Annotated in this window: 14 protein-coding genes; 4 read left to right on the top strand and 10 right to left on the bottom strand. The window is 54.8% G+C overall.

Annotation, left to right across the window (positions count from 1 at the left end; genetic code table 11):
* Nucleotides 1-30: 30 nt before the first annotated feature.
* On the top strand, nucleotides 31-771 hold the full coding sequence (locus K3729_04965) for a lysophospholipid acyltransferase family protein (protein ID UWR00953.1): 741 nt from the start codon (nucleotides 31-33) through the stop codon (nucleotides 769-771).
* Between the two features lie 5 nt (nucleotides 772-776).
* Here the strand turns inward: K3729_04965 and K3729_04970 are convergent, their stop codons facing one another.
* Nucleotides 777-1,652 (bottom strand): 3-hydroxybutyryl-CoA dehydrogenase, encoded by an 876-nt coding sequence (locus tag K3729_04970; GenBank protein UWR00129.1) that lies wholly within the window; start codon nucleotides 1,650-1,652, stop codon nucleotides 777-779.
* A gap of 160 nt (nucleotides 1,653-1,812) precedes the next feature.
* On the opposite strand from K3729_04970, the gene K3729_04975 reads away from it, so the two are divergent.
* Nucleotides 1,813-2,667 (top strand): DUF6473 family protein, encoded by an 855-nt coding sequence (locus K3729_04975; protein ID UWR00130.1) that lies wholly within the window; start codon nucleotides 1,813-1,815, stop codon nucleotides 2,665-2,667.
* A 54-nt stretch (nucleotides 2,668-2,721) separates the two neighbouring features.
* Here the strand turns inward: K3729_04975 and K3729_04980 are convergent, their stop codons facing one another.
* The 6 genes from K3729_04980 to K3729_05005 all read right to left on the bottom strand — a co-directional run bounded on the left by K3729_04980 (nucleotide 2,722) and on the right by K3729_05005 (nucleotide 6,855).
* Entirely contained in the window at nucleotides 2,722-3,651 is a 930-nt protein-coding gene (locus tag K3729_04980; protein ID UWR00131.1) for an FAD-binding protein, read from the bottom strand.
* A gap of 1 nt (nucleotide 3,652) precedes the next feature.
* The gene (locus K3729_04985) at nucleotides 3,653-4,411 is read right to left on the bottom strand and encodes an electron transfer flavoprotein subunit beta/FixA family protein (protein UWR00132.1); all 759 of its coding nucleotides are present in this window, start codon (nucleotides 4,409-4,411) and stop codon (nucleotides 3,653-3,655) included.
* A gap of 192 nt (nucleotides 4,412-4,603) precedes the next feature.
* Entirely contained in the window at nucleotides 4,604-5,176 is a 573-nt protein-coding gene (locus K3729_04990; protein ID UWR00133.1) for a cob(I)yrinic acid a,c-diamide adenosyltransferase, read from the bottom strand.
* Between the two features lie 3 nt (nucleotides 5,177-5,179).
* Nucleotides 5,180-5,386 carry a twin transmembrane helix small protein gene (locus K3729_04995; protein UWR00134.1) on the bottom strand — a complete coding sequence of 69 codons (207 nt, stop codon included), beginning with the start codon at nucleotides 5,384-5,386 and terminating at the stop codon, nucleotides 5,180-5,182.
* A gap of 71 nt (nucleotides 5,387-5,457) precedes the next feature.
* Nucleotides 5,458-6,285: an SDR family NAD(P)-dependent oxidoreductase gene (locus K3729_05000; protein UWR00135.1), complete on the bottom strand. Its 828-nt coding sequence runs from the start codon at nucleotides 6,283-6,285 to the stop codon at nucleotides 5,458-5,460.
* Nucleotides 6,286-6,330: 45 nt separating this feature from the next.
* A complete protein-coding gene (locus K3729_05005; protein UWR00136.1) occupies nucleotides 6,331-6,855 on the bottom strand; it encodes an SH3 domain-containing protein in 525 nt (174 codons plus the stop codon).
* 139 nt (nucleotides 6,856-6,994) lie between these two features.
* Here K3729_05005 and K3729_05010 point away from each other — a divergent pair, with 139 nt between their 5' ends.
* Entirely contained in the window at nucleotides 6,995-9,313 is a 2,319-nt protein-coding gene (locus K3729_05010) for a DNA topoisomerase IV subunit A (GenBank protein UWR00137.1), read from the top strand.
* A gap of 101 nt (nucleotides 9,314-9,414) precedes the next feature.
* Complete coding sequence (locus K3729_05015; protein UWR00138.1) at nucleotides 9,415-11,310, top strand: PhoX family phosphatase; 1,896 nt, start codon at nucleotides 9,415-9,417, stop codon at nucleotides 11,308-11,310.
* 38 nt (nucleotides 11,311-11,348) lie between these two features.
* Here K3729_05015 and K3729_05020 read toward each other — a convergent pair whose 3' ends face one another.
* Genes K3729_05020 through K3729_05030 form a run of 3 tightly spaced genes read right to left on the bottom strand, consistent with a single transcriptional unit; the run spans nucleotide 11,349 to nucleotide 13,360 of the window.
* A complete protein-coding gene (locus tag K3729_05020) occupies nucleotides 11,349-11,720 on the bottom strand; it encodes a VOC family protein (GenBank protein UWR00139.1) in 372 nt (123 codons plus the stop codon).
* A gap of 50 nt (nucleotides 11,721-11,770) precedes the next feature.
* Entirely contained in the window at nucleotides 11,771-13,003 is a 1,233-nt protein-coding gene (locus K3729_05025; protein ID UWR00140.1) for a sigma-70 family RNA polymerase sigma factor, read from the bottom strand.
* A 6-nt stretch (nucleotides 13,004-13,009) separates the two neighbouring features.
* Nucleotides 13,010-13,360: a YciI family protein gene (locus tag K3729_05030; GenBank protein UWR00141.1), complete on the bottom strand. Its 351-nt coding sequence runs from the start codon at nucleotides 13,358-13,360 to the stop codon at nucleotides 13,010-13,012.
* Nucleotides 13,361-13,384 lie beyond the last annotated feature (24 nt).

Consider the following 13,384-nt stretch of genomic DNA (forward strand, 5'->3'; position numbering starts at 1 on the left):
TGGCAGCGTGGTGTCATCCGGTCTATCGAAATGATGACAGGTAAGATCAAGATCGGTCGCCTTGTCCGCAAGTTTGAACAGCAGGGCGCCCCACGCGGTCAGGAAGTGTTCACACGCGTTCTGGAAACGATGGGCATCGATCTGCAAACACCCGCGGAAGAACTGGCCAATATTCCAAAGACCGGTCCTGTGATCCTTGTCGCGAACCATCCCCATGGTTTGGTCGATGGCATCGTATTTGCTGAACTGGTCGGTCGTGTCCGTCCGGATTACCGTATTTTGACGCGGTCGTTGCTGACAGGGCTGGATGAAGAAGCCACGAATTACCTTATTCCGGTACCGTTTCCCCATCAACCTGACGCGCAGGAACAGATGGTCGAGATGCGCAAGAAGGCGATGAAATACCTGTCCGAAGACGGACTGATCGCTTTGTTTCCATCAGGCGTCGTCGCATCGTCTGACACGATGTTCGGTCCCGCGATCGAAGCTCCATGGAACGCCTTTACTGCAAAAATGATCCGCAAATCCGGCGCGACCGTTGTGCCGATGCACTTCTTGGGCAGCAATTCGCGAGCATACCAGATCGCAAACCAGGTGTCGGCGACATTGCGTCAGGGTCTGTTGATCCACGAAATTGCCCGCGCGGTGAACAAGCCGATGGCGCCAGTTGTAGGTAAGCCGTTCTCACGCGAAGAAATCGACGCGCGCATCGGCGATACGCGCAGCTTTATGGCGTGGTTGCGTCAAGAGACTTTGTCGCTAAGCCGTTGATTTAATTAACGCGTCGGAACTGGGGTTTCGCCGTTATAGTCATAAAAACCGCGTTTTGTTTTGCGACCTAGCCAGCCTGCTTCGACGTATTTCGTCAAAAGCGGGCAGGGGCGGTATTTGGTATCCGCGAGGCCATCGTGCAGGACGTTCATGATGGCAAGGCACGTATCCAAACCAATAAAATCAGCCAATTCCAGTGGTCCCATCGGGTGATTTGCACCCAATTTTAGGGACGTATCGATGGATTTCACTGACCCGACACCTTCGTAAAGCGTGTAGATCGCTTCGTTGATCATCGGCATCAGAATGCGGTTCACGATAAAGGCGGGGAAATCTTCGGACGCCGTAGACGTTTTGCCGAGGCGTGCGACGACACCTTCGCAGGCCTTAAATGTCGCCTCATCGGTGGCGATTCCACGGATCAATTCGACCAACTGCATCACTGGAACAGGGTTCATAAAGTGGAAACCCATAAACTTTTCAGGCCGATCTGTGCGGGCTGCAAGGCGGGTAATCGAAATAGATGACGTATTCGACGTCAGAATCGTATCCGGTTTCAGATGCGGGACGAGGTCTTCGAAAATCGCGGATTTGATCGTTTCGCGTTCTGTCGCGGCCTCGATAATCAGATCGGTCTGGCCCAGATCGGTCAGCGTTGTTGTCGTGTCAATCAAACGCAGTGCTTCGGCCTTTGCATCGGCGGTGATCGCGTCGCGGCTGACCTGACGATCCATATTCTTATCAATACGTTGCACGGCAGCGGTCAACGCATCAGCGTTGATATCGTTCATGATAACTTCGTAGCCGGCAAGGGCAAAAACATGGGCAATCCCATTGCCCATTTGGCCTGCACCAATAATTCCAACGCGTTGAATCGTCATAGGATCGCCTCTCGCATGATTGTGGCCACCTTATGCTGCACTTGCACGCGGCTTCAAGCGGGGGCGGTACGTAAAAGGAATATCAATTTCTATCTTTAGCAATTTCCCAATGTTTTTCGGCGAATCTGTTCTTCTATCGAAGCTATGAAGTGTGGGAACCATGAAACATGACATCATCGAAGGCGGGGGCCTATCCTATGCGCCATGTCGCTATGGGATGTCGCGGATATTTTTCCGGGGCCCGAAACGTGATCTAGATTCGCCCTATTTGGCGTTTTTGGGCGGCACCGAAACTTTTGGGAAATTCATCGACCGGCCGTTTCCGGCGTTGGTTGAAAAAGAACTGCGACGTACCTGTGTGAACTTTGGCTGCGTGAACGGCGGCGTGGATGCTTTTGTGAATGATCCAACGATCATGGCGGCCTGCCACGATGCGGATGTAACCGTTGTGCAAGTGATGGGGGCCAACTACCTGTCGAACCGGTTCTATTCCGTGCATCCGCGACGCAACGACCGCTTTTTGCGCGCCTCAACTGTCTTGCAAGCGATCTACAACGAGGTCGATTTTTCCGAATTTACCTTTACCCGCCACATGCTGGGCGCATTGTATGATCGGTCGCCAGATCGTTTTGATATCGTGGTGTCGGAATTAAGAGCGGCTTGGTCTGCGCGTATGCGGAATATGTTGGGGCAAATCGGTAAGCGGACGATCCTTCTGTGGTTTTCGCGTGAAGAACTGACAGATCAGCCCTGGCAAGAACGTGAAAAACCGCTGTCCGCTGATCCGCTGTTTATCACGAAAAGCATGGTCGATGGGCTAAGCGATCTTGTTATGAATACAGTTATCGCACGGCCGTCTGACATTGCATTGTCGCAAGGCACCACGGGTATGTATTTCCCAACGATGCAGGCAAAAGCTGCAGCCGATATGCTGAGCGTAAATTCACATATCGAAGCAAGTGCAAAATTGATCCCGAAAATCAAAGAAGGGCTCACTGTCTCAGGTAAGATCTAAAACGAAAAAGGCCCGCTGAAAACAGCGGGCCTTTCCAAATTCTTGCGACAGGGCTTAGCCCAGTTTCGCAGTCAATTCAGGAACAGCGTCGAACAAGTCGGCAACCAGACCGTAGTCTGCAACTTGGAAGATCGGTGCTTCTTCGTCTTTGTTGATCGCGACGATGATCTTGGAATCTTTCATACCAGCAAGGTGCTGGATGGCCCCAGAGATACCGACAGCAACGTACAGATCAGGTGCAACCACCTTACCTGTCTGACCAACCTGCCAGTCGTTCGGCGCGTAGCCACTGTCCACAGCAGCACGGGATGCACCCACAGCCGCATTCAGCGTGTCAGCCAGTGTTTCGATCAGTTTGAAGTCTTCCTCAGACCCAACACCACGACCACCAGACACAACAACACCCGCAGATGTCAGTTCTGGACGATCGGACGCTGCAACCTTGTCTTCAACCCATTCGGACAGACCGGGATTACCAGCCGCGTCGATTTTCTCGACTGAGGCTGATCCACCGTCGGCAGCTGCATCAAAACCAGCAGTCCGGATCGTCATGACCTTTTTCGCATCCGCAGACTTTACAGTCTGGATGGCGTTACCGGCGTAGATTGGACGTTCAAACGTTTCAGCATCAACAACGGCGGTCACTTCGGAAATCACCATCGCATCCAAAAGCGCTGCAACGCGCGGCAGGATGTTTTTGGACGCCGCGGTGGACGGGGCTGCGAAGTGGTCATAGTCGCCAGCCAGCGATACGATCAGATCAGCAACTGGTTCCGCCAGATCGTGGCCATATGCGTCGTCAGAACAGCACAGAACCTTGGATACGCCAGCCAGTTTCGCGGCTTCGTCAGCAGCAGCTTCGCAGCCGGAAGACGCGCAAAGAACAGTCACGTCGCCAAGCGACGTCACAGCGGACAATGCTTTTGCAGTCGCGTCGGCGTTCAATGTGCCGCCATTAACTTCAGCAATCAGAAGTACAGCCATCTCACACAGCCCCCGCTTCTTTAAGTTTCTCGACGAGTTCGTCCACAGACCCAACCATGATACCCGCTTTACGCGCTTCTGGTTCAGTTGTGCCGACAACAGTCAGACGTGGTGTCACATCGACGCCGTAGTCCGCAGGTGTCTTTTCATCCAAAGGCTTTTTCTTGGCCTTCATGATGTTTGGCAGGGACGCGTAACGTGGTTCGTTCAGACGCAGATCAACAGTCACGATTGTTGGCATCTTCACTTTGATCGTTTGCAGACCACCGTCGACTTCGCGTGTCACGGTTGCTGTGTCGCCGTCGACGTCAACTTCAGACGCGAATGTCGCCTGTGACCAACCGAGCAGGGCAGACAACATCTGACCTGTCGCGTTCATGTCGTTGTCGATCGCTTGTTTACCAGCCAGAACCAAACCTGGTTCTTCTTCTTTCACGACTGCAGCAAGCAGTTTGGCAACGGCCAATGGTTCGATATCCGTATGAACATCGTCAGCCGCGTTGATCAAGATCGCACGGTCAGCACCCATTGCGAGGGCCGTGCGAAGTGTCTCTTGGGACTGCTTCACACCGATAGAAACGGCCACGACTTCAGTCGCTTTGCCAGCTTCACGCAGGCGGATCGCTTCTTCGACGGCAATTTCGTCGAACGGGTTCATGGACATTTTGACGTTGGCGAGATCGACACCTGAACCGTCCGCTTTGACACGAACCTTCACATTGTAATCAATCACGCGTTTGACGGGTACGAGGACCTTCATCAGCGGTTATCTCCCATTAGAATCAAGCGCAATAAAATTGCTCTATGGGGTGTTACCGCGAAGCGAAACGCGAAAACAGTGCAAAATCGACGCGGCAAAGCTTCGTGACGCCATGTCTTAAAATGCGCTTCAGCATTTCTGACGGTTCAGCGTTTCGTCCTTCCTGTTGCTAAAGATCCGTGTTCCCCGCCCTCAGCGGTTCGCGCCGGGAACCCACAACACGTCGTCCGCGCCGTTGTTATTCGCGATCCGGCCTGCTTGGAAAAACCAGTCAGACAAGCGGTTTAGGTATTTTACGGCGGCTGGGTTCACCGATTCCATGGTCGCCAATTCAACAGTCAAACGTTCGGCGCGGCGCGATACGGTCCGGCACAGGTGCAGATGTGCCGCAAGCGCCGATCCGCCCGGCAAGATAAAGCTTTTCAGTGGTTGCACAGATTTTGTCATGACGTCGATTTCAGCCTCAAGCCGTTCAACCTGCGCATTTGTGATGCGTAACGGCGCGTATTCCGCGTCGGCATCCTTTTCCATATCCGGTCGGCAAAGATCGGCCCCGAGATCGAACAGATCGTCCTGGATCATCGCTAATTGACCGTCGATGTCGCCAGTGGCGTGCAGGCGGGCCAAACCCACCGTCGCATTGGTTTCGTCAACCGTGCCATAGGACGTTACCCGCATCGAATGCTTCGCAACACGGCTGCCGTTACCCAGTGCTGTTTCGCCAGCGTCACCGGTTTTCGTGTAAATTTTGTTAAGTGTGACCATGGTTTAGCCCCCCTGTCTGCGCAGATAAACGTAAAGTAGGATCAGAAGGATCGCGACGAACTGTGCCCCGATGCGCCAACGCATGATCTTGTTCGCGTATTTACGATTAAAATCGCCACCCTTGCCGAAGCTGCCAACGCCCACCAACAAAATGGCAAGTACGATCAGCACGGCGATGACGACGATGATAAAGAGCGGGTCGTTCAGCATGGTCGGTCCTTTTTGTATTCACTCAGGACTTAGCAGGGCAGGGCCAGAAGGAAAGGGGCCCGATTGCCGCGTCATCCCTTTTGGATCACCCAATCAAGTGCACGTGTTGGCAGAACCCGCCGCAACGCCCCCATCAGATAGGTCGGGACTGTCACGTAGTAGCGCGGCTTGGGCCGTTTGCTTTCCAGCGCATGGATCAGCTTTTTGGTTGTGGCGGACGGCGGTAATTCGAATCTGTCGGGTCCGCTGTCTTTATACAGGCGTTCGCGTAATTCGACGTATTGCTCTGCACGGGCAGAATTTTCGTGGTCGATCCATTGTTCAAAATGGGGAATCGCGTTTTCGCGGATTTTCGATGTGATGGGACCGGGTTCGATCAGGATCACTTTGATCGGGGTGTCTGACATTTCGATCCGCAAGACGTCGGTCAGTCCTTCGAGTGCAAATTTTGTCGACACGTAAGCGCCGCGCCACTTCATCCCGACAAGCCCGAGGACAGAGGAACAATTCACAATCCGACCGTGCCCTTGGTTCCGCATGACCGGAATGACCGCTTGGGTCAGGTCGTGAACACCAAACACATTGGTTTCATAGATTTCACGCAATGCGCCGCGCGGCAGGTCTTCAACGGCCCCCGGACAGGCAAAAGCCCCGTTGTTATAAAGCGCATCAAGCGTTCCGCCTGTCGCCTCAAGCACTTCGGCAAGACCGTTGTAGATCGAATTTGCGTCGGCGTAATCGATCAGCGGGGCTTCGAACCCTTCGCTGATCAGTCGGTCGCAGTCATGTAGTTGGCGGCAAGACGCGAAAACGCGCCAACCGCGGGCGCGTAGTCCATGTGCTGCGTCATAGCCAAGACCGCTAGAGCAGCCTGTAATCAGAATGGTTTTTTGTGTCATGACACTTTGTGCTGTCATGTGAGGCAGGGCGCAAGGCCCGACCCATTAGCCGTCGGTCAAAAGCCGCTCGGCCATCCAGCCGATTTGGCCTGTGTTCAAAACTTCGATGCGCGCCCAACCGTCGGCGTTCACTTCCAGCACTTCGGTTTGTGTACCGCCATCAAGTGTGTCGAGCACGTTAAAGTTCGTGCCAGGACCCTGACGCATGTTCACACGTGATCCAGCGACGGCGCGAATATCAATAGGGTCCGCTTCAACGGCAGGTGCTGTTTCTTCAACTACGGCTTCGGTGACCGTCTCTGACACAGCGGGTGTGACCGCGACTGCGGGTTCTGCCACAAGTGTTGTGGTTTCCAGCGAAACGGTCGTTACAGCCGGGTTCAATGCGATCAGGGACGCTGCATTGTTACGTGAAACGGCAACATCGGTTGTTTGTCCCACACGGGTGTCTGACGCGATGGGGGCTTTTGCAACGACAATGCGTTCTTGCGGTACAAAGTCTGAACCACCCGACATTTCATAGAATGCGAGGCCAAGTGCCAGAAAAGAAACAATGATAAACTTGCCCATAGGGTCCCCCGAAGAATCGTTACGCGTCCATACCCCCTCAACATACACAAGTCGGTGTCGTTTTCGCAGGGGGAAAACTTTCGATTGAGAGACCTAACCGTTCTTTACGCCAAAAGTTCCGCCAGCTAAACCAACGGGCATGAGTAATGATACATCCGACAACGATATTGATCCGCAAATGCCCGAAGTCGCAGAACCGCTGCGCCGTGCGCTGGGTGATCGATATCTAACATACGCCCTTTCGACGATCATGAATCGGGCTTTGCCCGATGCGCGTGATGGTTTGAAACCTGTACACCGTCGGATTCTTTACGCGATGCGCGAACTGAAACTGAATTCCACTGGTGGTTTCCGGAAGTCCGCGAAAATCTCTGGCGACGTGATGGGGAACTACCACCCGCATGGTGACGCGGCGATCTACGATGCGATGGCACGCCTCGCGCAGGACTTTAACGTCCGTTATCCGCTGGTTGATGGTCAGGGTAACTTTGGCAACATCGACGGGGATAACCCGGCGGCTGCTCGGTACACAGAGGCGCGGATGACCGCCGCCGCTGAGGCCTTGATGGAGGGTCTGACCGAGAACGCCGTTGATTACCGCCCCAATTACGACGGCACGCTGGAAGAACCGGTTGTGTTTCCGGCGGCTTTCCCGAACTTGTTGGCCAACGGGTCGTCTGGGATCGCTGTGGGGATGGCGACGAATATTCCGCCACATAACCTGCACGAACTGATCGACGCCTGTTTGCATCTGATCAAAACGCCGGATGCCCGCGACGAAACCTTACTGAACTACATTCCCGGACCGGATTTCCCGACGGGTGGTGTGATCGTCGAGCCGAAAGAAAACATCGCCGAAGCGTATCGGACAGGTCGCGGATCTTTCCGCCTGCGGTCAAAATGGGAAATCGAAGACTTGGGTCGCGGTCAGTGGCAGATCGTCGTCACTGAAATTCCATATCAGGTGCAGAAATCTAAGCTGATCGAAAAGCTGGCCGAGATTATCCAGATCAAAAAGGTCCCGCTGCTGGCCGACGTCCGCGACGAATCTGCTGACGACATTCGCGTGGTGCTGGAACCGCGTGCGAAAACCGTTGATCCAGAGGTTCTGATGGGGATGCTGTTCCGCAATTCCGATCTGGAAACGCGGTTTAGCCTGAACATGAACGTGCTGATCGACGGTCTGGTGCCGAAGGTCTGTTCGATTAAAGAAGTGCTGCGCGCTTTCCTTGATCACCGTAAAGAAGTCTTGATCCGCCGCACGCAACACCGCGTCGAAAAAATCGATCACCGTTTGGAAGTCTTGGACGGCTTTATTATCGCCTTCCTGCATCTGGATCGCGTCATTGACATCATCCGCTACGACGACAGTCCAAAGCCTGCTTTGATCACCGAAGACTGGGCGCTGGACCATGTCCGTGCCACGTCTGATAAAGACTACGTGTCGCCGATTGGGGTGGTCACAGACCCTGAAATCGCGCTGACCGAAGTACAGGCCGAGGCGATCCTCAACATGCGCCTGCGGTCCTTGCGCCGCTTGGAAGAACTGGAATTGATTGCGGAACGCGACGCCTTGCGTGCAGAACGCGCTGGGCTGATCGAACTGCTTGGGTCTGTTGATCTGCAGTGGAGCACGATCGCGGACCAACTGCGCGAAACACGCAAACAATTCGGGCGCACTAGCCCGGGTGGCGCACGCCGTACGCAATTCGCCGAAGCTGCCGAAATTGTCGAAGTCCCGCTTGAGGCGATGATCGAAAAAGAACCGATCACCGTTGTCTGTTCCAAAATGGGATGGGTGCGGGCGATGACAGGTCATATCGACCTGACACGTGAGCTGAAATTCAAAGACGGTGACGAGGCGCGGTTCATCTTCCACGCGGAAACCACAGACCGTCTGCTGGTCTTTGGCGCGAACGGGCGATTCTACACCGTGTCTGCCGCGAACCTACCGGGTGGTCGTGGCATGGGCGAACCGCTGCGCCTGATGATCGACCTCCCCAACGACGTCGAAATCATCGACATCCTGATCCATAAGCCAGGGATGCGGCTGTTTGTGGCGTCGACCGAAGGCAACGGTTTCGTCGTGCCCGAAGACGACGTTCTGGCGCAAACACGAACCGGGAAACAGGTGCTCAACGTGGCCTCTGCGAAGGCGTTGATTTGTAAGCGCGTGAACGGTGATACGGTTGCTGTCGTTGGTGAGAACCGCAAGGTGCTTGTGTTCTCTCTTGATGAATTGCCTGAAATGGGTCGCGGTAAAGGTGTTCGTTTGCAGAAGTACAAGGATGGCGGTCTATCCGATGCGACGACATTCCAGCGTGCGGATGGTCTGACATGGCTTGATCCTGCGGGTCGCACACGGACCGAAACTGAACTTGATGAATGGACCGGCAAACGCGCAAGCGCAGGCCGCATGGCCCCGCGTGGTTTCCCGCGCGACAACAAATTTACCTAAGTCCGCCGGTGTCATAAAACTGAAATGCTAACGTCACAAATCTGAAAATTACCGCTCCTAGGGTCGCCCCAAAATTAGCCACCACTTGGGGAGCCACGGTGATGAAAGATAACACAACATACGACCTGTCATGGGACGAATGGGACGAACTGCAACGGCCCGCTGCTGCAACAACTGAATTCGATGCCGTCGTTGAAAAAGCAATTTCACGCCGCGGTTTCCTTAGCGGTATTGTGGCGTTCGGGTCCGGTGCGGCAGTGATGGGCGCGGGCACAATGCTGTGCACGACATCTGTTGAAGCACAGGCCGCTAGCCGTTTCGGTTTCACACCGATCCCGATCCAAACGGACAACACAGTGCATGTGCCGGACGGATATTCGTGGGCGCTGGTTGCGAAATGGGGCGAACCGCTTTTCTCTGATGCGGAAGAGCTAAGCCAAGATTTTGGCGTCGGTGTTGCCAGCTCTGATCGTGTGTTTGGCGAAAACACAGACGGCATGGAAGCTTTTGTGGTTGATGGCCGTCAGGTGATCGTTGTGAACCATGAATATGTGAACACAAAGATCAACTTGCCGCAAAACGCTGACGGCGCGGTTTTGAGCGCCGATGACGTGCTAACACTGCAAAACATGCAAGGTGTCACGGTCATGGAAGTGGCTGAAGGCACTGATGGTTGGGGCATTGTCGTGGACAGCGATCTGAACCGTCGCATCACGCAAAACACGCCAATGACCATCGCGGGTCCGGCTGCTGGCCATGACCTGATGAAGACAGAGGCGGATCCAATGGGTCGCGTCGTTCTGGGCACGATGAACAACTGCGGTGCAGGTAAAACGCCTTGGGGCACATATCTGACCTGCGAAGAGAACTTCAACGGTTACTTCGGTTCCACCGATGAAGGTTTTGAAGCACCCGAAGACTACGCGCGCTACGGCATCGGTGCTGAGGGCCGTTATTCATATGAGAAATACGATGCGCGTTTCGATACGTCTAAGAACCCGAACGAACCGCACCGCTTTGGTTATATCGTTGAAATCGATCCATCGGACCCGACATCTACACCGATCAAACACACAGCCCTTGGCCGTTTCAAACACGAAAATGCGGCTGCTGTAATTGCACCAGATGGCCGTGTTGTTGTCTATATGGGCGACGATGAGCGCGGCGAATTTATGTATAAATACGTCTCCAATGGCGTGTACACTCCGGGTGGTCCGACGTCAGAATTGCTCGATGACGGTGTGCTTTATGCCGCCAAATTCGACACCAACATGACCGGTGAGTGGATTGCGTTGACACCAGAAGCGACTGGTATGGACGCTGCTGAAATCGCGATCTTCACGCGGAAAGCGGCCTCTGCAGTGGGTGCGACCACGATGGACCGCCCTGAATGGGTCGCCGTGAACCCTGTTGCGGTTGAAGGCTACTGCGCCCTGACGAATAACTCGCGCCGTGGTCCTGAGTTCACAAACGCAGGCGGCGATCCTGCCTTTGCGGTCGAAAACTCACCAAACCCGCGTGATGCAAACCGTTACGGTCAGATCGTTCGCTGGCGCCCTGAAAACGACGATCACGCCGCCATTGATTTCACATGGGATCTCTATGTGATGGCGGGCAACCCGACTGTGCATGACGACCTGAACGCCGGGTCTGACAACATCAACGAAGGCAACCTGTTCAACTCGCCTGACGGGATGATGTTTGACAGCACAGGTCTGCTGTGGATCCAAACCGATGGTGACGACAGCAACGAAGAAGGTTTTGCCGGAATGGGCAACAATCAGATGTTGGCAGGTGATCCAGTGACGGGTCAGATCGAACGCTTCATGACGGGGCCAAACGGGTCCGAAGTCACTGGTCTGACATGGTCTGCCGACAAACGCACGATGTTCGTGGGCATCCAACACCCTGACGCGCCTTTCCCGGACGGTGAAGGTATGCTGGCACGTTCTTCTATCATCGCGATCAAACGCGACGATAACGCCCTTGTTGGTTAATGAGTGATTGGGCGGGTCAGCAATGGCCCGCCCACTTCTTATCTGTGTTGGTCGATCAGGATGGCGTTGTCGTCAGGGTCCATCACCATGATATGCGCAGGGCCACTGGTGTCCGGATCGCATGTCGCTTCTAACTTAATCCCCGCATCTTGCAGGCGCTTTTGAATGGCGCGGACGTCCTCGAACGGATCGACGTTCTGGGCGTTGTTGTCCCAACCGGGGTTAAACGTCAGCGTATTTGCAGGGATATGCCCCTGAAACAGCCCAAGTAAAGTTTCGCCATTCTTGAGGATGGCGTAGTTATGTTCGCTATTATCGTGGAACGTCTCGAACCCGAGCGTTTTGTAAAACGCAATTGATGCGGCAAGGTCTTTGACGTTGAGGCTCGTTGAAAATGCACCAAGTGACATGGTGGTCCTCCTTTTTGTGAATGACCTGACCCTAACGGGTGTTGCGGGCTTTACAAAATGCCGTCGCGCTTGGCCTGCAAAAACGCGCGCTCGGCTGCCTGTTCGGTCAGCGCTATAGCGGCATCATAGGCGGGCAGGGCGTCGGGATGCCCCGATCTATGCAGCAGGTCAGCCCGCGCCGTCAGAAACGGTTGGTACCGGTGCATGTCGGGATCTTCGGCAACCGATGACAGCATCTCTAGAGCCGCATCAATCGATGTCGCATAGGACACAGCCATCGCCTGATTGATCCGCACAACGGGGGACGGCTGGATACGGTACAGCAATGCATAAAGCGCCGCGATTTGAGACCAGTCAGTGTCATCCCATGCAGCGGATTGCGCGTGCAACGCGGAAATAGCGGCTTGCAACTGGTATGGCCCGACACGTCCCTTGGGCAGCGTGGCCTGCAAGATTGCATCGCCTTCGCTGATCTTGGCGCGATCCCAGCGGTTGCGGTTTTGCTTTTCCAGCGGGATCATTTCGCCCGCGTCGGATTTTCGCGCAATCCGCCGTGCATCATGCAACAGCATCAGCGCCAACAAACCAGCGACCTCGGTATCATCCGGCATCAGGGTGTGGATGATCCGCGCCAGCCTGATCGCTTCGTCACTGAGCCCCCATTTGCCTGCATTGGCGCCCGTGTAACCCGCGTTAAATATCAAATAGAGCACAGACATCACGGCAGCTGTCCGTGCGGGCAGCATATCAGCAGATGGGATTTCATAAGGAATTCCAGCAGCAGCAATCTTGCGTTTAGCGCGGACAAGGCGCTGGGCCATCGCGTCGGGTTGATCCAGAAAAGCACGTGCAATTTCGCCGGTCGTTAAGCCACCCAAGGTGCGCAAGGTCAGCGCCACTTGGGTCTTTTCCTCGAGCGCGGGGTGGCAGCAGGTAAAGATCATCTCAAGACGTTTGTCAGGGATCACGCTGTCGTCGCTTTCATCAGGTGTGTTTTCAAGGTCCGCCAGATACGACAGTTCGGGCACTTTGGCTTGAAAACGGGCGGTTCGACGCAGCCGGTCAATGGCCCGCCGGCGTGCCGTTGTAATCAGCCACGCGGCGGGTGCGCGCGGCAACCCGTCTCGGGCCCAGACCTCTATCGCCTTGGTAACGGCATCTTGCAGGCAGTCCTCTGCAAGCTGCATATCACCCAGCGATTTGGTCAATGCGGCAAGGATGCGACCCCATTCTTCACGCGCACAGCGGTCAATGGCTTGGCGCAACGAATGGGGTGGCAACATTTTGGGTTATTCCCAGACCATCACTGGGCGAATCTCGATCCGGCCATAGGTGGACGTCGGGATTTTCGCGGCCTGCGCGATGGCGTCGTCAAGATCATCGCATTCCAACAGGTAATACCCGCCAAGCTGCTCTTTCGTCTCGGCGAATGGCCCGTCTGTCGTGATGGTTTTCCCGTCACGGACAGTCACTGTTGTGGCTGTGGCAATCGGCTGCAACGCGTCGGCATGAACCATCTTTTTGCTGTTAGCCATTTCGTTCGTGAAATCGGTGTAGCCCTGCATAAAAGGGCCAAATTCGTCAGAACCGGGTTGTGGACCAGTGCCCTCGGCGGAATAGATCAAACACATATATTGCATGGGGTCATCTTTCATTCTCTACAC

The organism is Rhodobacteraceae bacterium S2214 (assembly GCA_025141675.1).
Taxonomy (GTDB): domain Bacteria; phylum Pseudomonadota; class Alphaproteobacteria; order Rhodobacterales; family Rhodobacteraceae; genus Yoonia.